The sequence below is a fragment of the Agromyces indicus genome (assembly GCF_031432295.1).
GTDB classification, from domain to species: Bacteria; Actinomycetota; Actinomycetes; order Actinomycetales; family Microbacteriaceae; genus Agromyces; species Agromyces indicus.
The window spans coordinates 72,971-93,249 of sequence record NZ_JAVKGS010000004.1 but is presented as its reverse complement, the minus strand read 5'-3'; the positions used below and the strand labels follow the sequence as shown (position 1 = coordinate 93,249).

General features: G+C 73.0%; 21 protein-coding genes. 16 read left to right on the top strand and 5 right to left on the bottom strand.

The features are described from left to right. The first annotated feature begins 88 nt into the window (after positions 1–88). From RH861_RS13750 to RH861_RS13735, 4 genes are read left to right on the top strand one after another with little or no spacing between them, the layout of a single operon-like run. Complete coding sequence (locus RH861_RS13750) at positions 89–922, top strand: DUF4397 domain-containing protein (RefSeq protein WP_248599617.1); 834 nt, start codon at positions 89–91, stop codon at positions 920–922. 5 nt (positions 923–927) lie between these two features. After that, positions 928–1,617: a class F sortase gene (locus RH861_RS13745; protein WP_310521463.1), complete on the top strand. Its 690-nt coding sequence runs from the start codon at positions 928–930 to the stop codon at positions 1,615–1,617. 48 nt (positions 1,618–1,665) lie between these two features. Then, entirely contained in the window at positions 1,666–2,328 is a 663-nt protein-coding gene (locus tag RH861_RS13740; protein ID WP_310521462.1) for an RNA polymerase sigma factor, read from the top strand. Then, complete coding sequence (locus tag RH861_RS13735; RefSeq protein WP_310521461.1) at positions 2,309–3,202, top strand: anti-sigma factor; 894 nt, start codon at positions 2,309–2,311, stop codon at positions 3,200–3,202. The genes RH861_RS13740 and RH861_RS13735 overlap by 20 nt, the downstream gene beginning before the upstream one ends. A 47-nt stretch (positions 3,203–3,249) precedes the next feature. On the opposite strand, the gene RH861_RS13730 is transcribed toward RH861_RS13735, so the two are convergent. Continuing rightward, on the bottom strand, positions 3,250–3,546 hold the full coding sequence (locus RH861_RS13730; RefSeq protein WP_067946673.1) for a protealysin inhibitor emfourin: 297 nt from the start codon (positions 3,544–3,546) through the stop codon (positions 3,250–3,252). Between the two features lie 39 nt (positions 3,547–3,585). After that, positions 3,586–4,698, bottom strand: a complete 1,113-nt coding sequence (locus RH861_RS13725; protein ID WP_310521460.1) for a M4 family metallopeptidase — start codon at positions 4,696–4,698, stop codon at positions 3,586–3,588. 100 nt (positions 4,699–4,798) lie between these two features. On the opposite strand from RH861_RS13725, the gene RH861_RS13720 reads away from it, so the two are divergent. Continuing rightward, positions 4,799–5,644: a CPBP family intramembrane glutamic endopeptidase gene (locus RH861_RS13720; protein WP_310521459.1), complete on the top strand. Its 846-nt coding sequence runs from the start codon at positions 4,799–4,801 to the stop codon at positions 5,642–5,644. A 13-nt stretch (positions 5,645–5,657) separates the two neighbouring features. Here the strand turns inward: RH861_RS13720 and RH861_RS13715 are convergent, their stop codons facing one another. Continuing rightward, on the bottom strand, positions 5,658–6,122 hold the full coding sequence (locus RH861_RS13715) for a hypothetical protein (protein WP_310521458.1): 465 nt from the start codon (positions 6,120–6,122) through the stop codon (positions 5,658–5,660). Positions 6,123–6,334: 212 nt separating this feature from the next. Here RH861_RS13715 and rpsO point away from each other — a divergent pair, with 212 nt between their 5' ends. Beyond that, the gene (gene rpsO / locus RH861_RS13710; RefSeq protein ID WP_067946678.1) at positions 6,335–6,604 is read left to right on the top strand and encodes a 30S ribosomal protein S15; all 270 of its coding nucleotides are present in this window, start codon (positions 6,335–6,337) and stop codon (positions 6,602–6,604) included. Between the two features lie 219 nt (positions 6,605–6,823). Further along, the gene (locus tag RH861_RS13705) at positions 6,824–7,387 is read left to right on the top strand and encodes a type 1 glutamine amidotransferase domain-containing protein (RefSeq protein WP_310521457.1); all 564 of its coding nucleotides are present in this window, start codon (positions 6,824–6,826) and stop codon (positions 7,385–7,387) included. Between the two features lie 55 nt (positions 7,388–7,442). On the opposite strand, the gene RH861_RS13700 is transcribed toward RH861_RS13705, so the two are convergent. Beyond that, positions 7,443–7,985, bottom strand: coding sequence for a CGNR zinc finger domain-containing protein (locus tag RH861_RS13700; RefSeq protein ID WP_310521456.1), 543 nt, complete (start codon positions 7,983–7,985; stop codon positions 7,443–7,445). A gap of 93 nt (positions 7,986–8,078) precedes the next feature. Here RH861_RS13700 and RH861_RS13695 point away from each other — a divergent pair, with 93 nt between their 5' ends. The 8 genes from RH861_RS13695 (at position 8,079) to RH861_RS13660 (ending at position 17,626) form a co-directional block, all read left to right on the top strand. After that, positions 8,079–9,092, top strand: a complete 1,014-nt coding sequence (locus RH861_RS13695; RefSeq protein WP_310521455.1) for an EamA family transporter — start codon at positions 8,079–8,081, stop codon at positions 9,090–9,092. 9 nt (positions 9,093–9,101) lie between these two features. Then, complete coding sequence (locus tag RH861_RS13690; protein WP_310521454.1) at positions 9,102–9,989, top strand: LLM class flavin-dependent oxidoreductase; 888 nt, start codon at positions 9,102–9,104, stop codon at positions 9,987–9,989. Between the two features lie 47 nt (positions 9,990–10,036). Then, on the top strand, positions 10,037–10,660 hold the full coding sequence (locus RH861_RS13685) for a hypothetical protein (RefSeq protein ID WP_310521453.1): 624 nt from the start codon (positions 10,037–10,039) through the stop codon (positions 10,658–10,660). A 132-nt stretch (positions 10,661–10,792) separates the two neighbouring features. Next, positions 10,793–12,424 (top strand): M28 family peptidase, encoded by a 1,632-nt coding sequence (locus tag RH861_RS13680; RefSeq protein ID WP_310521452.1) that lies wholly within the window; start codon positions 10,793–10,795, stop codon positions 12,422–12,424. Between the two features lie 77 nt (positions 12,425–12,501). Beyond that, complete coding sequence (locus RH861_RS13675) at positions 12,502–13,263, top strand: fructosamine kinase family protein (protein ID WP_310521451.1); 762 nt, start codon at positions 12,502–12,504, stop codon at positions 13,261–13,263. 100 nt (positions 13,264–13,363) lie between these two features. Further along, entirely contained in the window at positions 13,364–14,587 is a 1,224-nt protein-coding gene (locus RH861_RS13670) for an LLM class flavin-dependent oxidoreductase (RefSeq protein WP_310521450.1), read from the top strand. Beyond that, positions 14,584–15,213, top strand: coding sequence for an FMN reductase (locus RH861_RS13665; RefSeq protein ID WP_310521449.1), 630 nt, complete (start codon positions 14,584–14,586; stop codon positions 15,211–15,213). Before RH861_RS13670 ends, RH861_RS13665 begins: the two co-directional genes overlap by 4 nt. A 112-nt stretch (positions 15,214–15,325) precedes the next feature. After that, entirely contained in the window at positions 15,326–17,626 is a 2,301-nt protein-coding gene (locus RH861_RS13660) for a cell wall-binding repeat-containing protein (protein WP_310521448.1), read from the top strand. Between the two features lie 67 nt (positions 17,627–17,693). On the opposite strand, the gene RH861_RS13655 is transcribed toward RH861_RS13660, so the two are convergent. Next, entirely contained in the window at positions 17,694–17,900 is a 207-nt protein-coding gene (locus RH861_RS13655) for a dodecin family protein (RefSeq protein WP_067946693.1), read from the bottom strand. 237 nt (positions 17,901–18,137) lie between these two features. Between RH861_RS13655 and RH861_RS13650 the strand changes: the two genes are divergently transcribed. Further along, positions 18,138–20,165 carry a glycosyltransferase gene (locus RH861_RS13650; RefSeq protein WP_310521447.1) on the top strand — a complete coding sequence of 676 codons (2,028 nt, stop codon included), beginning with the start codon at positions 18,138–18,140 and terminating at the stop codon, positions 20,163–20,165. Positions 20,166–20,279: the final 114 nt, after the last annotated feature.

Below are 20,279 nucleotides of genomic sequence, written 5' to 3'. Positions count from 1 at the left end.
GTGCATCCGATCGGGCGGCACGGCCGGAAGTAGGTGGTGAAGGCAAGAAACGCCGCTCCGCCCCGCGGGGCTGACCTGAGAGGGAATCATGAAGAAGATCCTCATCGCCGGCATCGGTGCCGGAGCGCTCGTCGCGTTCGGTGCCGTCGCCCCGGCAACCGCATCCGAGCAGAACGCCATGCTCTCGGTGCTGCACGGCATCCCGGACACGCCCGTCGACGTCTACGTCAACGACGAGCTCACGCTCGACGACTTCCAGCCGGGTGACCTGGCCGGCCCGCTCGAGCTGCCCGCCGGCACGTACTCCGTGGTGCTCGCCGCCCCGGACTCGACCGACGCGTCCGAGCCGGTCCTCGGGCCGATCGACCTGCCGCTCGAGGCGGGCGGCAACTACACCGCCGTCGCCCACCTCGACGCCGACGGCGCGCCGACCGCGAATCTGTTCACGAACGACGTGTCCGACATCGCCGCGGGCGAGGGTCGCCTCACCGTCCGCCACGTGGCCGCCGCGCCGCCCGTGGACATCCTCGCGGGTGGCGAGGCCGTGATCTCGAACCTGGCGAACCCGGACGAGCAGACGCTGAACCTGCCCGCCGGCACCGTCGAGGCCTCGGTGGCCGCGACCGGCACGACCGACCCGGTCCTCGGCCCGGCACCGGTCGACGTCGCCGAGGGCACGCTGACCATCGTCTACGCCTGGGGCAGCCTCGAGGACGAGAACCTCGACCTCGCGGTCCAGACGATCTCGGGCATGCACTCGAGCCCCGACGGCGTCCCGGCCGGCTCCGCGGGCCTCGTCGCGACGAACGCGCCCGAGCAGCAGTTCGGCATCTGGGCGACCGCCGGCCTGGCGATCCTCGCCGCGATCGCGCTCGCCGCGGCCGCGGCTCGCAAGGCGATCACCGCGAAGGCGGAGCGCTGATCCGCATGAAGGGCACGGAGGCCGCGGCCAGGGTGATCGGGTCCCTGGTCGCGGTCTCCGCCGCGCTCGGCCTGCTGGCCGGGTGCGTCGCGGCGCCGTCGGGGGGCGGCGCCGCGACCGTTGCGCCGTCGGCGACCGCGTCGCCCGGGGCGGACCCGGCCTCCCGGCCCGCGGCGGCCGCACCGCCCGCGAGCGTGCCGGAGATCCCGCGCCAGTCCGCCTCGCTCGAGGAGCAGCGGCGCGCGCAACCCCCCGCCCCGACCCGCATCGAGGTGCCGGCCCTCGGCATCGACATGGTCGTCCGGCCCGTCGGGCTCGACGCGCAGGGGAACATGGCCCTGTTCGACGACCCGGCCGTCGCCGCCTGGTACCAGTGGGGCCCGGCACCGGCGAGCGGCAGCGGCTCCACCGTGATCGCGGCGCACGTCGACTCGCTGGAGTACGCCGTGCTCCCGTTCGCGAAGCTCCGCGACGCGCGACCCGGCACGCTCGTGGTCGTGACGGATGCCGCGGGCACCCGGCACTCCTTCGGCGTCGACTCGCTCGAGGTCATCGAGAAGGGCGTCGTCGACTGGGACGCCGCATTCGACCGCTCGGGCGCGTCGAGGCTCACGCTGATCACCTGCGGAGGCGAGTTCGACTACGTCAACCGCACGTACCTCAGCAACCTGGTGCTCACCGCCACACCGCGCTGATCCGCGAGGTCGCGTTCCGCCGAAGCGAAAGGGAGGATGGATATGCTGATGCCGACGCCGCACGCGACGATCGCGGCGCCGCCGCGGGTCGCCGCCGACGCGCGGCTCCTCCCGATCCGAAGAAGGGGTGAACGCCGAACCGTGAGCGCGACCGCCTTCGACACGCTGGACGATCGCGCCCTGGCCGACGAGTTCGCCGCCGGGGAGGAGCGCGCCCTGCGCGAGGCCTACGCGCGGTGGTCGCCGCTCGTGTTCCGGCTCGCGCTCCGGTCGCTCGGCGACCGAACCGACGCGGAGGACGTCACGCAGCAGGTCTACATCTCCGCGTGGCGGGGCCGGCACACCTTCGACGCGTCGCGCTCGAGCCTCAGCGCCTGGCTTGTCGGCATCGCCAAGCACCGCATCGCCGACGCCCACGAGGCCCGTGCGCGGGCCCGCCGCCTCGAGGATTCGCTGGTCGCCGAGGCGTCGACCGCACCGGAGGCGGTCGACGACGACCTCGCGGAGCGCGTCATGGTCGCGGAGGAGCTCGAACGGCTCGAGCCCGTGCCGCGCCGGGTGATGCAGCTCGCGTTCTACGACGAGCTCAGCCACTCGCAGATCGCCGAGACCCTCGGCCTGCCGATCGGAACCGTGAAGAGCCATGTCCGACGCAGCCTCGCCAGGCTGCGCACGCGATGGGAGGTGGATGATGGACCACATCGAGCCTGAAGAGCTCGCCGTGCTCGCCCTCGACGGGCGCGAGCCCGACGCAGCCGTCCGAGCCCACCTCGACGCCTGCCCGGACTGCCTCGCCGAGTACGACTCGCTCGTCCGGACCGTCGCGCTGGGGCGCGGCACCCCGGATGACGCGTTCGAAGCGCCGCCGTCCTCCGTGTGGGCGGCGATCCACGCCGAACTCGGCCTCGCGCCCGAGCTGGCCGCCGACCCCACCGTGGGACGCGCGCCGGCGGCGGTGGCGGTGGCTTCGGCACCGGAGGCCGCGCGAGCGGCATCGGCCGACGCCGAGGCCGCGCCGGGCCGCGAGCCCGGTCCCGCATCGGGGGAGCGGTCGGGTCACGTCGCGCCTCGGCGCCGGTCGCGTCGCCCGGCGCTCGCGTCCGACGGACCGGACGGCACCCGCCGGCGGAGCGCCTGGTTGCCCATCGCGGTGGTCGCCGCGGCGGGCGGGATCCTCGCCGGCATCGGGCTCGGCTGGCTCCTGGGCGCCAGCGGGAGCGGCGGCGGGACGACCGGACCCGACCCGGCGGTCGTGCTCGCGAGCGCCGAGCTCGACTCCTTCCCGGGATGGGACGACGCGGTGGGCTCGGCCACGGTCGAGGAACTCGACGGCACCAGGACGGTCGTCGTCGACCTCGACGCGACGGTCCCGGCCGACGAGGTCCGCGAGGTGTGGCTCATCCGCTCCGACGCCTCCGGGCTGGTGAGCCTGGGCCTGCTCGACGGGTCGAGCGGCCGGTTCGTGGTGCCCGAGGGCATCGATCTCGACGAGTACACGCTCGTCGACGTCTCCGCCGAGCCGGTGGACGGCGACCCGGCCCACTCGGGCGACTCGATCGTGCGCGGGGAACTCCGCAGCACCTGAGATCGGGCGGCCTGCGCTCGGCTCCCGGCCGACCAGCGCCGCCCGGATCAGGCGTCGCGCGCCGGCGGGCGACCCCGCTCGGGCTCGGCGCGCTCGCGCACGCGTTCGACGAGGTCGCGCCACGGACCGGTGACCTGGCGCTCGGCGAGCGTCGCCTCGTGCGGCTCGCACCGGATGCGGTACTGGTACCGATCCGGCTCGGGCGGCGCGGGCGGCGTCTCGCCCCACGGCAGGCGCTCGATGAGCAGCTCCCACTCCTCGGGGTCGGGCTGGTCCTCGACGTGAACCTTCCACGTCAGGCGGAGCCCGGCGATGCCGCCGCTGCGGATGACCTCGACCTCCATGAGGCCGATGGTACTCCGCGGGTCGGGCCCCGTCGCCGGCTACGCCGGGTCGAGGCCGACCGCGCGCCATCCGTTCGCCACAGCCCGCACCTCGGCCGAGGTCGCGCCGAACCGGGCGCGCGCCGACCCGAGCGTGGCGGCGGCGAACACCGCGAAGCCGTCGTCGGGCCCGAGGGTGCCGCCGGTCAGGGTGTCGTACCAGACCCGGCCGGCGTGCTCCCACGCGAAGCCGCCCAGCTCGACCGCGGCGAGCGCGAATGCGCGGTTGGGGATGCCGGAGTTCAGGTGCACGCCGCCGTTGTCGTCGGCGGTTCGGATGTAGTCGCGGAAGTGCGCGGGCTGCGGATCACGGCCGAGCACGTCGTCGTCGTACGCGGTGCCCGGCTCGATCATCGAGCGCAGGGCGCGGCCCTCGACGAGGTCGGTGAAGACCCCTTCGCCGATGAGCCACGTCGCCGCCCCGGCGTCCTGCCCCATCGCGTACTGCTCGACGAGTGCGCCGAACACGTCGGAGACGTGCTCGTTGAGCGCCCCCGACTGGTCGCGGTAGCGGAGCCGCGCGGTGGCCTCGGTGACGCCGTGCGCGAGTTCGTGCCCGATCACGCTGAGCGACTGGGTGAACCCGCGGAACACCTCGCCGTCGCCGTCGCCGAACACCATCCGCTCGCCGTCCCAGAAGGCGTTGTCGTAGCGGTCGCCGAAGTGCACCGTCGCCTCGAGGGGCGCGCCGGCGCCGTCGATCGCGTCGCGCCCGAAGACGCGCTGGAAGAGGCGGTAGGTCTCGCCGAGCCCGTCGTAGGCCTGGTCGACGGCCTCGTCGCCCGTGGCGGGCTCGCCCTCGCGGCGCACGAGGCGGCCGGGCAGGGTCTGCGCACCGCCGGCGTCGGAGATGCGGCGGTCGGGCTCCGGTTCGGCGCCCGGCCGGAGCGACGGCCGCTCGCGCGGCACGGGCGGAGCCCCGAACGACGGATGCCCGCCCTCGGCGCGGAGCTCGCGCAACGGCACGTCGTGGCGGAGCGAGCGCTGCGCGGCATCCGCCGCCACGTCGAACCGATCGGTCGCCTCGGCGACTCGCAGCAGCAGCCACGGCGGCACGATGCCCGCGCGCGGTCGGGCGTCGCGAGAGCGGGGGGAGGGCGGGATCCGGGTCATGCGACGATGCTCGCACGCGCCGCCGACAGCATCGGTGCTCCGGACCGCGAGTCGCCTGCGAGTCCCGGGCGCGCGGGTCGCGGCATGGCAGGCTGGTCGGGTGACCGCCACCGCTCCCGCCCCGACCGACGTGCGCACGCATCCGATCGGACTGGTGCCGGCCTTCCTCGTGTGCGTGGCCGCGGTGTCGCTCTTCGGCTTCCAGGAGAAGCTGCCCGGCTACGCGCTGCTCGCGACGGGGCTCGTGATCGCCTGGTTCGTCGACCGGTCGGGCCGCACCGAGCGCCTCGCGCCCGACCTGCTCCTCGTCGCGATCGGGCAGGTCATCATCTCCACGATGTCGCTCAAGGCCGAGTTGACGGATGCCGCCATGGTGCGCTTCGCGGTGGTGCTCGGGCTCGCCGTCATCGTGCCGTACGTGATCTCGCGCTTCGTCTACCGCGAGCGCGTCATCCGCTTCCCTTGGCGCACCGGCCGCCGTTGGACGCGCACCCAGTGGCTCTACCTCATCTTCGTCACGCTCGCCGGATGGCTCATCCTGCCGTTCTACTTCATCACCTCCGGCGTCTACACGAACTGGCCGGTCGTCGAGACGCCGAACGAGATCGCGCGCCTGTTCGTCGGCGTGAACGCGGTCGGCACGTGGGACGAGCTGTTCTTCATCTGCACGGTGTTCACCCTGCTGAAGCGGCACTTCCCGGCCTGGCAGGCGAACCTGCTGCAGTCGCTCGTGTTCGTGTCGTTCCTGTGGGAGCTCGGCTACCAGGCCTGGGGCCCGCTGCTCACCATCCCGTTCGCGCTCATCCAGGGCTACACCTTCAAGCTCACCAAGTCGCTCACGTACGTGCTCATCGTGCACCTCATCTTCGATGCGGTCGTGTTCGCCGTGATCGTGTACGCGCACAACGGGTGGCCGGCGATCTTCCCGTTCGTGCCCGGCGGGTAGGGCGCGCGGCGTCCTACGGTCGGCGCGCTCGCACCGCCGCCCGCAGCGACGCGACCGCGAGCAGGACCGATGTCGCGGCGAGCGCGGCGCACAGCGACCACTCGAGGAGCCCGGGGGCGGCCGGCGGCCGGGCGAAGACGCGGCCCGCGTCATCCCGGTGCACGGTCAACTCCGCGCCGACCGCGAGGTCCTCGCTCCGCAGGTCGGCGCGCGTGCCGTCGGGCAGCTCGACGACGACGATGCGGAACGGCGCGGGCCGGCTGCCGCGCCGGTCGCCGACCACGCGTTCCTCGACGCGCTCGTCCACGACGACGGCCTGGACGGGGGTGCTCGCCGTGGACGCCCGCGCGGCGGTCTCGGCCACCGCCGCGACCGTCCAGGCGGCGAGGAGCACGGCGAGCACGGCGAGCACGGCGGCGGTGACCGCGGGCGGCGGGGTGCCGTCCCGCTCGACGGCGCGTCCTCGTGCAGCACTCACGGCGCCATCACTCCTCCAGGCCCGCCCCGACGGTCGGCCGCTTCATCGCGAACCCCATGGGCCCAGTCTGCACCCGGCGACGTCCGCCCACGTCGGGCGGGAGCCATCCGCTCTGCTAGAGTATTGAGGTTGCCGTGAATCGGCCGCGCATGAAGAGAGCCCAGGCACGAGGCCCCGGGCAGCGCGCAACGAGAAGGAAGGGGATCCCATCTATGGCACTGGATGCAGATACCAAGAAGGCGATCATCGAAGAGTACGCGACGCACCCCGGTGACACTGGATCCCCCGAGGTCCAGATCGCGATCCTCACCAAGCGGATCAAGGACCTCACCGAGCACCTCAAGGAGCACAAGCACGACCACCACTCGCGTCGTGGCCTGCTGCTCCTCGTCGGTCAGCGTCGTCGTCTGCTCGGCTACCTCGCCGACGTCGACATCAACCGCTACCGCTCGCTGATCGAGCGTCTCGGGCTGCGCCGCTAAGCGCTGCAGACCGCGCGGCTCTCGACGACACCGCGAACTTCTTGCGAAGGCCCCCCGCCGGCTCATCCCGAGCCCGCCGGGGGCCTTCGTCATGTGCGGGGAGGCCCGCCGGGCCGAGGAGCACGACCGGATGGCGCCGCCTCGGCTGTCAACCCGGTTGAGCGTGCGCAGTGCCCCCCGTAGCGTCGGCCGGGTCCGACGACGAAGGGGGAACTTCGCATGGCAGAACGACTCGACGGGAAGAAGGTCGCCTTCCTGGTGACCGACGGATTCGAGCAGGTGGAGCTGACGGAGCCGTGGAACGCCATCAAGGGCGCCGGTGCCGAGGTGGACCTCGTGTCGCCCACCGAGGGCACGGTGCTCGGCCTGAATCACATCGACAAGGGCGACACGTTCGATGTCGACCGCCTCGTGACGGAGGCGTCGGCCGACGTGTACGACGCGCTCGTGCTTCCGGGCGGCGTCGTCAACGCCGATCATCTGCGCATGGACGAGGCGTCGGTCGCGTTCGCACGCGCCTTCTTCGAGCAGCACAAGCCCGTCGCGGTCATCTGCCACGGCGCGTGGACGCTCGTCGAGGCCGACGTGGTGCGCGGGCGGACGATCACGTCCTACCCGTCGCTGCAGACCGACCTGCGCAACGCGGGCGCCGAGTGGGTCGACGAGGAGGTCGTCGTCGACCAGGGCCTGGTCTCGAGCCGGAATCCCGACGACCTGCCGGCCTTCATCGACAAGGCGATCGAGGAGATCGCCGAGGGAGAGCACGCCGGGCAGACCGCCTGATCGGTCGGGCCGGCATCGAGCGGATGCCGCGGGCATGGGGTTGCCCGCGGCATCCTCATGTCCGCGCGCGGTGGGCGCGGGCGGCCATCCGGTTGCCGCACCGGGTGCTGCAGTAGCGCTTGGAGGCGTTCTTCGACAGGTCGACGAAGACGCCCGTGCAGTCGTCGGCGTCGCAGCGGGCGAGCCGTCGGGTCTCGTCCGCGCGGATCACGTCGACGAGCGCCATGGCGCCTTCGACGAGCATGCGCTCGGCGAGCGGCGACTCCTGCGAGACGGCGTGGATGTGCCAGTCGAGGCCGTCGTGCCGCATGAGGCGCGGGGTGGCGTTCGTCTCTTCGAGGATGCCGTTGACGGCGTCGACGAGGTCGTCGCGCTCGAGGGTCCAGAGCGCGCGCAGGCGGTCGCGGACGGCGCGCACCTCGTCGAGTTCGCGGCGGTCGCCGTCGCGCCGTCCGGAGAAGCCCCAGTCGTCGAGGAGGGTGCGCAGCTGCGCGGTCGTCGCGAGCTCGTCCTCGCCGGATTCCGACGCGCCGGGCACGGTGTCGGCCACCGCGGCCATGAATCCGAGGGCCGCGGACGTGTCAGCGGTGAAAATCATTTGACTCCTGACATCCGTGCGAGTACCGTCACGAGCATAACGGTGTTCGGTCCTGACGTGGCCGGATCCGGCGATCTGTGGAGGAGGGGGCTCGTGCGCGTATCACGGGGCATCGTCGGCATCGCGCTCGGACTCGGCGCGGGCCTCGCGTTCGGGGCCGGCGGCGTCTTCGTGAAGCCGCTCCTCGAGAGCGGCTGGTCGCCCGGCGCGGCGGTCCTCGCCCGCATCTCCATCGCCGCGGTGCTCCTCGCCGTGCCCGCGCTCATCGCCCTGCGCTTCGACCTGCGACCGCTGTGGCGCGCCCGGTGGACGGTGCTGCTCTACGGCCTCGTCGCGGTGGCCGCCGTGCAGGTCGCCTTCTACGCGTCGCTCGAGCGCATCCCGGTGTCGATGACCCTGCTCATCGAGTACCTCGCCCCGATCGCCCTGGTGCTCTTCGCCTGGGTGCGCACGCGACGGATGCCGCAGCTCATGGTGCTCGGCGGCTCGGTGCTCGCGATGGCCGGGCTCGTGCTCGTGATCGGCCCGGGCGGCGGCGATCTCGACGTGCTCGGCCTCCTCTTCGCGGGCATCGCGATGGTCGGCGTGTGCGTGTACTACGCCGTGGGCGAGCGCGCGACCGAGCAGCTGCCGCCGGTGGCGCTCCTCGCCGCGGGCTTCGTGGTCGGCGCCGTCGCGCTCGGCCTCTCCGGCCTCGTGGGGATCATGCCGATGGAGGCCGCCTTCACCGACGTGTCCTTCCTCGGCGGCACGGCACCGTGGTGGGTGCCGCTGCTCACCGTCGGCGCGGTCTCGACCGCGTTCGCGTACACGGCGGGCGTGGCCGCCATCCGCCTCCTCGGCTCGCGGCTGTCCTCGTTCCTCGGCCTCTCCGAGGTGATCTTCGCCGCGATCATCGGCTGGGTGCTGCTCGGCGAGTCGCTCGGGCCGCTGCAGGTGCTCGGCGGCGTCCTGATCCTCAGCGGCATCGTGCTGGTGCGCCTCGAGCGCCGCGAGCGGACCGTGGCGACCGTCGCGCTCGACATCGACCTCGTGCCCGTGCCCGACGGCACGCCCGTGGACCCGCCCGCCGACCCGCGTCCGGCCCGCATCGGCGAGCCCGCGTAGGCTGCGGCCATGCGCTTCGGACTCGTCATCCTGCCCCAGTACGACTGGCCCGACGCGGCCCGGCTCTGGCGCGACGCCGAGCGGCTCGGCTTCGACCACGCCTGGACCTACGACCACCTGTCGTGGCGCGGCCTCGCGGGGGAGCGGTGGCATGCGACCGTCCCGACCCTGGCCGCCGCCGCCATGGTCACCGAGCGCATCCGGCTCGGCACGTTCGTGGCGAGCCCGAACTACCGTCACCCGGTGCCGTTCGCGAAGGACGTCGCGACGCTCGACCAGATCGCGGGCGGGCGCCTCGTGCTCGGGCTGGGCTCGGGCGGCACGGGTTTCGACGCGCGCGTGCTGGGGCAGGGCGAGCTGACCCCGCGCGAGCGGTACGACCGGTTCCGCGAGTTCACCGAGGCGCTCGACCTGCTGCTGCGGTTCGAGCGGGGATCGGGCGAGGGCGTCTCGTACTGGGGCGACCACTTCTCGGCCGACGCGGCGCGCATGGTGGGCGAGCCGGCGCAGTGGCCGCGCATGCCGTTCCTGATGGCGGCGAACGGGCCGCGGTCGATGCGGCTCGCCGCGCGCTTCGGGTCCGGGTGGGTGACGACGGGTCCGCAGGCCGAGACGGATGCCGCGTGGTGGGCCGGCACGGCCGGCCTCGCCGCCCGGCTCGACGAGGCGTGCGCCGCCGAGGGACGCGACCCGGCGGACCTCGATCGCGTCCTGTCGCTCGACGACGACCGGCGCTACTCGATGGCGAGCGTCGACGCCTTCGAGGACGCCGTCGGCCGTGCCCGCGAGCTCGGCTTCACCGACGTCGTCTCGCACCGGCCGCGCGAGCACGGCCTCTACGCCGGGAGCGAGGCCGTGCTCGAGGAGATCGGGTCGCGGCTCGACGCGCTGCGGTGACGGATGCCGCGCACGCCGGGCCGCACGCGCGCCGGTAGCCTGTCGTGGTGTCCGCCCCCCGATACGTCCACCCCCTCCGCTGGGAGCCGCTGCCCTTCCTCGTCCTCGTCGTGCTGCTGGTGCTCACGGGGGTCGTCCGGCCGGAGTCCGGGCCGGCGTTCGTGGCGCTCGTGGCGGCGATCGTGCTCGCCGGGCTGTGGCTCACCGCCGTGCTGCTGCGCGAGCGCCGCACGCGCGACCCCGACACCATGGGCGACCTCACGACCCTCGACGGCCTCGACCTCCTCGACGCGCCGTCCGCGCGCGGCGACCTGCGCACGGTCGTGCCCGTGGTCGACGTGCAGCGGCACCAGGCCGCGATCGACCTCGCGAGGCTGCACGGCGGCGCCGAGCAGCACGCCGTGCTCGTGCCCCGCGCGCGTCGGTGGCTCTCGCCGCGGTTCCGCATCGGCGTGCAACTCGTCGGCGACGGGCGGCCGCGCCACGCCGGCTTCGTCGCCGAGCCCGCCGAGGCGACGTGGCGCGACCGGCTCGACGAGTTGGGCGCGGCGCGGCGCTTCGTCCGCGTGCCGGCACGCATCGACGGCGCGTCCCGGCCCTTCCGCGTCGACCTCGATCTCAGCGGGCTGCCCGCGGCGCTCGGGGAGCACGACGCCGACGCGCGGCGCTGAGTCACCACCCCTTCGGGTGTCGCTCATACGGGGTACACCGAGGGAAAGTCAAGTCTGTTTCTTCGGGAGTCGCTCCGCGTAGGGTTCCGGCTGGAGGCGCGTCGACGAGGACGCGCCGCAGAAGGAGAGACGATGTATCGATCTGCAAGGCTTTCCCGCCGCGCCACGGTGCTCGCGACCGCGACATCCGTGGTCGGAGCCCTCGCGCTCGCGCCGGCCGGCGCCGCACTCGCCGCACCCGCCAAGTCGTGCGACGCACGCAACAACAACACCGTCGCCAAGCTGCTGGAGTGCGTGAGCGCCGAAGGCGCGCTCGAACACCTCGAAGCGTTCCAGGCGATCGCCGACGAGAACGACGACAATCGCGCCGCCGGCACCTCGGGTTACGAGGCGAGCGTCGACTACGTCGTCGACGTGCTCGAGGCCGCCGGCTGGGAGGTGTCGATCGACGAGTTCCCGTACACCTACGTCGGACCGTCCACGCTGACGCAGCTCACGCCCATCCAGGCGGACTACCAAACCGGCCCGTACACGGGCAGCGGCGCTGGCGATGTCACCGGCACCGTCATCCCGGTCGACCTGCAGCTCGGCGTCGGCAACACGAGCACGAGCGGCTGCACGGCAGACGACTTCGCCGGCCTCGACTTCTCCGGCCCCGCCGACATCGCGCTCGTCCAGCGCGGCACCTGCCCGTTCGCGGACAAGGCCCTGAACGCCGAGGCGGCGGGCGCTGAGGCCGTCGTCCTCTTCAACCAGGGCAACACCACGGCGGACGACCGGAACAACCTGATCGTCGGCACGCTCGGCGGATCGGACGTCGTCGGCGTCCCCGTCGTCGGCGCGAGCTACGAGCAGGGCGTCGCGCTCTCGCAGGCCGGCTCGACTGCGAACGTCTTCGTTCCGCAGCCGGAGTCGCGGCCGCAGAAGAACGTCATCGCCGAGAAGAAGGGCCTCAACGACGACAACGTCGTCATGGCGGGCGCCCACCTCGACTCGGTGCAGGCGGGCCCCGGCATCAACGACAACGGCAGCGGCTCGGCCGCGCTGCTCGACCTCGCCGAGAAGATCTCCAAGCTCGAGCCGCAGAACACCATCCGCCTCGCGTGGTGGGGCGCCGAGGAGTCGGGCCTGATCGGCTCGGAGGAGTACGTCGCCGAACTCAGCCAGGAGGAGAAGGACCGCATCGCGCTGTACCTGAACTTCGACATGGTCGCCTCGCCCAACTACATCTTCATGGTGTACGACGGCAACGAGTCCAGCTGGCCGGCTCCGGTCGCCGTTCCCGAGGGCTCGGAGGCGATCGAGGAACTGTTCGAGCGCTACTACACGAGCGTGGGCGAGCCGTACGATGACGCCGAGTACAGCGGCCGCAGCGACTACCAGGCGTTCATCGAGAACGACATCCCCGCGGGTGGTCTGTTCACCGGTGCCGAGGTCGTCAAGTCCGAGGAGCAGGAAGCGATCTGGGGCGGCACGGCCGGTGCGTCGTTCGACCCGTGCTACCACCAGGCGTGCGACACGATCGACAACGTCAACCTGCACGCCATGGGCGTGAACGCCGACGCGGTCGCGCTCGCCGTGCTCGTGTACTCGTACTCGACCGAGTCGGTCAACGGCGTGGCCGGTGCGGAGATCCCCGGCGGCCTCAACCTGCCGGCACCGGCGGGCCCCGAGGGCACCTTCGTCGACGAGTCGGCCGGCGGTCTCGACCCCGACCTGATCCACGACCACGACCACCACCACGGGCCGCACGAGACGGAGTAGTACTCCGGATCGATCCGACCCAGCGGGGCCCGTCGCGACAGCGGCGGGCCCCGCGCTCGTGCAGCAGACTCGAATGCATGCAGACCATCGTGAAGCGGAGGGGCGACGCGCCGGATGGCTTCTTCGAGGTCGAGACTGCGGGCCTCGCCTGGCTCGCCGCGGCGCACGCTGCTCGCATCGCCGGGGTTCGCGGCGTGGGTGCGGACTGGATCGAGCTCGAGCGCATCGACGAGGTGCGACCGGATCGCGCGGCCGCGGCGGCCTTCGGTTCGGCACTCGCCCGCACGCATGCCGCCGGGGCCGAGGCGTTCGGCGCGCCGCCCGATGGATGGGACGGTTCCCTGTTCATCGGCCGGCGCGAGATGCCGGCCGCAGCGGCGCCGACGTGGGGCGCGTTCTACGCGCGCGATCGGGTGATGCCGTTCCTGCCGATCGCCGTCGACGCGGGCAACGTCACCGCAGCCGAGGCGGAGGTCGTGCGCCGTGCCGCTTCGCTCGTGGCATCCGGCGCCTTCGACGACGACGAACCGCCGGCCCGCATCCACGGCGACCTCTGGAACGGCAACGTGCTCTGGTCGGCCGACGGGGTCGTGCTCATCGACCCGGCCGCCCACGGCGGCCACCGGGAGACCGACCTGGCCATGCTGCAGCTGTTCGGCTGCCCGTTCCTCGCCGAGATCCTCGAGGCGTACGACCGCGCGGCGCCGCTGCGGGACGGATGGCGCGACCGCGTGCCGCTCCACCAGCTGCATCCGCTCGCCGTGCATGCGGCCGGGCACGGACGGGGCTACGGCGTCGCGCTCGCCGAGGCGGCCGATGCGGTGCTGGCCCTCGCGTGAGGTCGCGCTCGGGGCCGGGAATAGTGTGGGCGTGGCATCTGTTGGGACCAATTGCATGCGAATGTATGCAAAACCCGATCGGCCCAGGAGGGCGAGAGACATGCAGTTCGGAATCTTCACCGTCAGCGACATCACGGAGGACCCCACGACGGGTCGCACGCCCAGCGAGGCGGAGCGCATCCAGGCGACGCTGACGATCGCCAAGCACGCCGAGGAGGTCGGGCTCGACGTCTTCGCCCTCGGCGAGCACCACAATCCGCCGTTCTGGTCCTCCTCGCCGACCACCACGCTGGCCTACATCGCCGGCCAGACCTCCACGCTGCAGCTGTCGACCGCGACGACGCTGATCACCACCAACGACCCGGTGAAGCTCGCCGAGGACTACGCGATGCTGCAGCACGTGTCGGGCGGTCGCGCCGACCTCATGATCGGCCGCGGCAACACCGGCCCGGTCTACCCGTGGTTCGGCAAGGACATCCGCCAGGGCCTGCCGATCGCGATCGAGAGCTACGAGCTGCTGCACCGCCTGTGGCGCGAGGACGTCGTCGACTGGTCCGGCAAGTTCCGCACGCCGCTGCAGGGCTTCACGTCGACTCCGCGGCCGCTCGACGGCGTACCGCCGTTCGTCTGGCACGGCTCCATCCGCACGCCCGAGATCGCCGAGCAGGCGGCCTTCTACGGCGACGGCTTCTTCGCCAACCACATCTTCTGGCCCGCGTCGCACACCCAGCGCATGATCGCGCTGTACCGCCAGCGGTACGAGCACCACGGCCACGGCACCGCCGCGCAGGCGATCGTCGGCCTCGGCGGCCAGGTGTTCATGCGCAAGAACTCGCAGGACGCCGTGAACGAGTTCCGCCCGTACTTCGACAACGCGCCGGTCTACGGCCACGGTCCGAGCATGGAGGACTTCACGCAGCAGACCCCGCTCACGGTCGGCAGCCCCCAGGAGGTCATCGACAAGACGCTCGGGTTCCGCGACTACGTCGGCGACTACCAGCGCCAGCTCTGGCTCATGGACCACGCCGGCCTGCCGCTGAAGACCGTGCTCGAGCAGCTCGACCTGCTCGGCGAGGAGGTCGTCCCCGTGCTGCGACGCGAGTTCGCGAAGAACCGTCCGGCCGACGTGCCCGACGCGCCCACGCACGCGTCGCTCGTGAAGGCGAAGTACGGTGACGGCGCGCCCCGCCAGGCCACCCCGCGCGCCAACCGCGGCGACAACCTGACGGCCGGATCGCCTTACCAGGACGCCGAGGCCGGGACCGCTCCCGGTCGCGGCGCCGCGTTCGGACTCGCGTCCGCGGGAACGGCGGGTGCCCGATGAGCGCCAAGCGAATCGTCGTCGTCTCCTCGGGGCTCAGCACCCCGAGCTCGACGCGGCAGCTGGCCGACCGGCTCACCTCCGACGCCGTCGACGTCCTCCGCGAGCGCGGCGTCGAGGCCGAGGTGCGCACCGTCGAGCTCCGCGATCTCGCGCACGACATCACGAACCACCTGCTCACGGGCTTCGCCCCGCCGAAGCTGCAGGAGGTGCTCGACGAGCTCGCGACGGCCGACGGTCTCATCGCCGTGACGCCGATCTTCTCGACGAGCTACGCGGGCCTGTTCAAGTCGTTCATCGACGTGATCGACCCGCAGTCGCTCACCGACCTGCCCGTGCTCATCGGCGCGACCGGCGGCACGCCGAGGCACTCGCTCGCGATCGACTACGCCATCCGGCCGCTGTTCACCTACCTCCACGCGATTCCCGTCACCACGGGCGTCTTCGCCGCGACCGGCGACTGGGGCGGCGGCGGGGACGGCGTGCGTTCGCTGCCCGAGCGGATCTTCCGCGGTGCTCGGGAGTTCGCCGAGCTCGTCGAGCGCACCTACCGCAGCGAGCGCGTGAACGACCCGTTCTCGCTCGACCGGCCGATGGGCCACCTGCTGGGCGGACTCGCGGGGGAGTAGGCGCAGACGGTGGCGACGGATGCCGCGGCGAACCGGTCGCCGCGGCATCCGTGCACTGGGGGTGGGGTCGAGACGCTGCGGGGCCGCCGCGGGGAAGTATGCTCTCTCCTGCGTGCCGGGCCCGACCGCGCCGCAGATCGACGGAGACCCGCACGTGCGCCCTCGCCACCCCCGCTTCCTTGCTGTGCTCGCCGCAGCCATCGCGTTCGTCCTCGCGCCGTCGGCGCTCGCGCCCGCGCATGCCGAGGAACCGACGACCGGCACCATCACCGGCACGGTCACGGGTCCGGACGGCGAGTTGCTGTCCTCCGATGACTGGGCGGGCGTCACGCTCCAGAATGCGTACTCCAGCATCGCGTGGGTCGACGTCGACCCGGAGACGGGGACCTACGCGTTCGCGAACGTGAGCCCGGGGTCGTACCGACTGATGTTCCGCTACGTCGGAAACGCCGGCCTCATCGGGGAGTACTGGTCGGACGCGTACTACGAGGCGGACGCTCCGTTCGTCCAGGTGGTCGCCGGCGAGACCTTGACGCTGCACACCCGGCTCGAACGCGGCGCGGTCGTGCGGGGGACCCTCACCGGGAGCACCGCAGACTTCGGCCCCAACAAGTACGGCAAGCCGCGGGCGAGCATCAATGCGCTCCGGACCGGCCAGGTACCGCAGAACCGCATCGTCGATCTCGCGGAAGACGGGACGTTCACCAGCAAGCCGCTTCCGCCCGGAGAGTATCGCGCCGGCTTCAGCAACGGCCCGTACTGGACGACCGAAGACCACAACGGCGAACCGTGGGCCTCCGCCACGGGCGCACCGCTGGTGCTGACGCTCGGGGCGGTCATCGACCTGGACATCGTGCTCGACCCGGTCCCGGCGGTGGCCGGCACGGTCACCGTCATCGACTCCGATGGCACCTCCCAGCCCTACAGCGGCGAAGGCCTCCGACTCGTCAGCGAGAACGGCGACACCGACAGGGCCGGGTCCGTCTGGCCGACTGGCACGTTCGAGGTGCACGGGGTGACTCCCGGAAGCTACACGGTCCGCGTGGAGCCGCACCGGTCGACGCTGGCGCTCCCGGGCGAATGGCGAGGTGACGGGATCCGGCCGGGGCTCCTGGACGTGGACGAGGGCGAGTGGGTGTCGGGAATCGACATCGAGCTCCGCCGCGGCGGATCGTTCCGCGCCGACCTCACCTACGCCGGTCAGCCCATCTGGGACGGCGGCATGTTCTCGATCTGGCGATACGACGAGACGGAGGATGCGTACCTGCCCGTGGTTCTGGACCAGCCCGCCGGCTGGCGCGGCGCCGTCACGGCGCCGGTGCTCGAACCCGGTCGGTACGCCGTCCACTTCGCGTCATCACTGGACGAGAGCATCGGTGGAGAGTTCTGGCAGGACGCGAGGTACTTCGCGGCCCGGACCGATGTCGTGGTCGAGGAGGGCATCGACCTGGATCTCGGAGAGGTGGCGCTCGAGCCGCGGTACTTCGACGTGGGGCGTCTGGGCGGCACCGACCGATTCGCCACCGCCGTCGAGATCTCGAAGGCCGCGATCGAGGACGGTCGGCGAGCGCCGGTGGTGTATGTCGCCAACGCGTTCAACTTCCCCGATGCCCTCGCGGCGGGCCCGGCGGCGATGCACGCGGGCGGCGTCGTGCTGACCGTCCCCGCCGACCGGATCCCGCCCGTGGTCGCCGCCGAACTCGCACGCATCCGACCCGAGCGGATCGTCGTCGCCGGCGGGACGGGATCGGTGTCCGCTGCCGTGTTCCGCCAGCTCGCGGCGTACGTCGACGACCCCGCCGACCTCGACCGGCTGGGCGGCGCGACGCGCTACGACACGGCCCGGCTGATCGTCGACGACGCCTTCGGCGAGGACGGTGCGCCCACCGCCTTCGTCGCCACTGCGGCGAACTTCCCCGACGCCCTCGCCGCCGGACCTGCGGCCGGTGCCCTCCGCGGCCCGGTCATCCTCGTCGACGGCGCGGCGAGGTCGGTCGACGCGGCGACCGCCGCCCTCATCTCCGACCTCGGCGTGACCGATGTCCTCATCGCGGGGGGCCCGGGTTCCGTCAGCGGCGGCGTCGAGGCATCGCTGGCCTCGCTCGTCGGTGGCTCCGATCACGTCGTGCGACTCGCGGGACCCGACCGCTACGCCACGGCCGCGGCGGTGAACGGCGCCGTGTTCGACGAGACGGAGTACGCCCTGATCGCCTCGGGCACGGGCTTCCCGGACGCGCTCGCCGGCGGACCGCTCGCCGGCATGCTCGGCGCGCCGATCCACCTCTCGCCGGGTTCGTGCATTCCTGCGTCGGCAGCGGCCGGCATCGTCGACAGCGGGGTCCTCGGGGTCCTGCTGCTCGGCGGACCCGGCGCACTCGGTGCATCGGTCGAGTCGCTCACCCTCTGCGGCTGACCAGCTCGCGTCCGCGCCAGACGGTCGGAGAGGGCGACGCCTCCCCGACCCGTCGCGCCGACGACGGTCAGTCGTCGAGCACGAAGGTGACCTCGAGGGTCACCGACCACTCGACGATGCGTTCGCCCTCGACCTTGACCTTCTGCTCCTTGACCCATGCGCCCTTGACGTTGCGGAGCGTCTGGGCCGAGCGGGCGATGCCGACCGCGACGGCATCCTCGAAGCTCGTCTCGGAGAAGGCGGTGATGGTGGTGACGCGTGCGACGGATGACATGGCGTTCCTCCTCGAACGTTCCGGGCGCACCGGACGATGCCCCCAGCCCATCTTGCGCGTCTCGGGCGCCGACCGCGAGGGGGTGCGCGAACGGATGTCGCGACCCGCCTGCCCTCGGCCCGCGGCGTGACCCGGGCGCGACCGACCCGGGAACGGCGTCCGTCGACTCGGTGAACCCTGGTCGACCTCCGGCGTCGCGGCGCGCGGCGAGGCGGGACGAGCGGACACGCTGTCACCGTGAGAGTCGCCCTCCTCGCCGAATCGTTCCTCCCGCACATGAACGGGGTCACCCACTCGTTGCTGCAGGTGCTTCGACACCTCGAGCGTCGAGGCCATGAGGCGCTCGTGATCGCCCCGCGCTCCGGGCCCGTCGACCACGGGCTGCACGGCGCCAACGCGGAGTTCCTGCGGTCGGCGCCGCTGCCCGGGTATCCCGAGGTGCGGGTGGCCCTCACCGGGGTGCGCCGGCTGACCGGGGTGCTCGGGGACTTCCGGCCGGATGTGGTGCACCTCGCGTCGCCGTTCGTGCTCGGTTGGCAGGGCGTGCTCGCGGCGGAGCGCCTGGCCGTGCCATCCGTCGCCGTCTACCAGACGGACGTGCCGGCCTACGCGGAGCGGTACGGGGTGGCCGGCGCCGAGCCCGTGCTCGCCCGGCACGTCGCCCGGATCCACCGTCGCGCGACCCTGACGCTCGCGCCGTCCTCGGCGGCGGCGGCGCGGCTCGAGGGCTACGGCGTCGAGCGGATGCGGCGCTGGGCGCGCGGGGTCGACACCGAGCGGTTCCACCCGGCGCGCCGCGATCCGGCGTGGCGTCGTCGCTTCGCGGCGGACGACGAGGTGCTCGTGGGCTACGTCGGCCGCCTCGCGCCGGAGAAGCAGGTCGAGGACCTGCGGGCGCTCACGGGCATCGAGGGCGTGCGCCTCGTCGTCGTCGGAGACGGGCCGTCGCGTGCTGCGCTGGAAGCCGCGCTGCCCGGCGCCCGCTTCACCGGGTTCCTGGGCGGCGAGCAGCTCGCGACCGCGGTGGCGAGCCTCGACCTGTTCGTGCACCCGGGCGAGAGCGAGACGTTCTGCCAGACCGTCCAGGAGGCGCTGGCCAGCGGCGTCCCGGTGGTCGCCACCGGCCGCGGCGGGCCGCTCGACCTGGTGCACTCGAGCCGGGACGGCTGGCTCTACCGGCCGGGGGACCTCGGCGAGCTCGCCGCCCGCGTGCGCGATCTCGCGGGCGACGACGCGAAGCGGCGGGCGTTCGGCCGCGCGGCGCACGAGGGGGTCGCGGAGCGCAGTTGGGAGCGCCTCGGCGACGAGCTGCTCGCGCATTACGAACTGGCCGCGCGCATCCGGTCGGGCGTCGTCACGAGCCCTGCCGTCACCGGCCACGCCATCACGGCGCGGCGGGACGCCGAGGCGGCACCCGCGGCGACGGCGCGGCCGACGCCGACCGCACCGGCCGCCGCGCGACGCTGGGAGCGGTTCGTCGCCGTCGGCGACTCGGTCACCGAGGGGCTGTGCGACTCGTCCCGCATGGCCGCTGGGGAGTACCGCGGCTGGGCCGACCGGCTGGCGATGCTGCTCGCGGCGACCGGCGGCGGAGTCGGCTACGCCAACCTCGCCGTCCGCAGCCGCCGCGTGCGCGACGTCGTCGACGTGCAGCTCCCGCACGCCGTGCGCCTGCGCGCCGACCTCGTGACGGTCCTCGCGGGCGGCAACGACCTCGTCCGCATCGACGCCAGGCCGGAAGCACTCGCCGGTCGCCTCGCCGACGCCGTGCTCGCCGTACGCGCCACCGGGTGCGACGTGCTCGTCGTCACGCCTTTCGTCCCGGCGCACGAGCGCCTGGGCCCCGTGCGAACCCGATTCGCGCGGTTCGGCGAGCGGATGCGGCATCGCCTGGAGGGCGCGGACGTGCTCGTGCTCGACGCGGCCGCGCACGACGGGCTGACCGTCCGCGGGGTCTGGGCCGAGGACCGCGTCCACCTCAACTCCTCCGGCCACCGGGCGCTGGCCTACGCCGCCGCGTCCGTCCTCGGGGTGCCGGATGCCGCCGCGCTCGCCGCACTCGACGCGGCGCTGCACGGCGACGCCGATGAGCCCGACGCCCCGCCGCTGCCCACGGGCGAGTGGCTGCGCCGCCACGCCGTGCCGTGGGCCGGCCGTCGCCTGCTCGGCCGGACCGCGGGGGACGGGCGCTCCCCGAAGCACGCGGACCTGGTGCACATCCCCCCGCCCGACCGTGTCGCGCGGGGCTCCCGGACCACCACGTGAACCGCCGCGGCGGCGCCCGCTAGGCCACGACACGCCGGGCTGGTAGGCTCGCCGAGGGTGCCCGTGCGGCACCCGCTCAACTCAACATGAGCTCGCGCCCATCCGCGGGCGCGC

Excerpts from the sequence above, each read along its gene's own strand:
- RH861_RS13750 (WP_248599617.1), top strand. The coding sequence starts at position 89 with ATGAAGAAGATCCTCATCGCCGGCATCGGTGCCGGAGCGCTCGTCGCG.
- RH861_RS13745 (WP_310521463.1), top strand. The coding sequence starts at position 928 with ATGAAGGGCACGGAGGCCGCGGCCAGGGTGATCGGGTCCCTGGTCGCG.
- RH861_RS13740 (WP_310521462.1), top strand. The coding sequence starts at position 1,666 with ATGCCGACGCCGCACGCGACGATCGCGGCGCCGCCGCGGGTCGCCGCC.
- RH861_RS13735 (WP_310521461.1), top strand. The coding sequence starts at position 2,309 with ATGGACCACATCGAGCCTGAAGAGCTCGCCGTGCTCGCCCTCGACGGG.
- RH861_RS13730 (WP_067946673.1), bottom strand. The coding sequence starts at position 3,546 with ATGGAGGTCGAGGTCATCCGCAGCGGCGGCATCGCCGGGCTCCGCCTG.
- RH861_RS13725 (WP_310521460.1), bottom strand. The coding sequence starts at position 4,698 with ATGACCCGGATCCCGCCCTCCCCCCGCTCTCGCGACGCCCGACCGCGC.
- rpsO (WP_067946678.1), top strand. The coding sequence starts at position 6,335 with ATGGCACTGGATGCAGATACCAAGAAGGCGATCATCGAAGAGTACGCG.
- RH861_RS13705 (WP_310521457.1), top strand. The coding sequence starts at position 6,824 with ATGGCAGAACGACTCGACGGGAAGAAGGTCGCCTTCCTGGTGACCGAC.
- RH861_RS13700 (WP_310521456.1), bottom strand. The coding sequence starts at position 7,985 with ATGATTTTCACCGCTGACACGTCCGCGGCCCTCGGATTCATGGCCGCG.
- RH861_RS13690 (WP_310521454.1), top strand. The coding sequence starts at position 9,102 with ATGCGCTTCGGACTCGTCATCCTGCCCCAGTACGACTGGCCCGACGCG.
- RH861_RS13680 (WP_310521452.1), top strand. The coding sequence starts at position 10,793 with ATGTATCGATCTGCAAGGCTTTCCCGCCGCGCCACGGTGCTCGCGACC.
- RH861_RS13675 (WP_310521451.1), top strand. The coding sequence starts at position 12,502 with ATGCAGACCATCGTGAAGCGGAGGGGCGACGCGCCGGATGGCTTCTTC.
- RH861_RS13670 (WP_310521450.1), top strand. The coding sequence starts at position 13,364 with ATGCAGTTCGGAATCTTCACCGTCAGCGACATCACGGAGGACCCCACG.
- RH861_RS13665 (WP_310521449.1), top strand. The coding sequence starts at position 14,584 with ATGAGCGCCAAGCGAATCGTCGTCGTCTCCTCGGGGCTCAGCACCCCG.
- RH861_RS13655 (WP_067946693.1), bottom strand. The coding sequence starts at position 17,900 with ATGTCATCCGTCGCACGCGTCACCACCATCACCGCCTTCTCCGAGACG.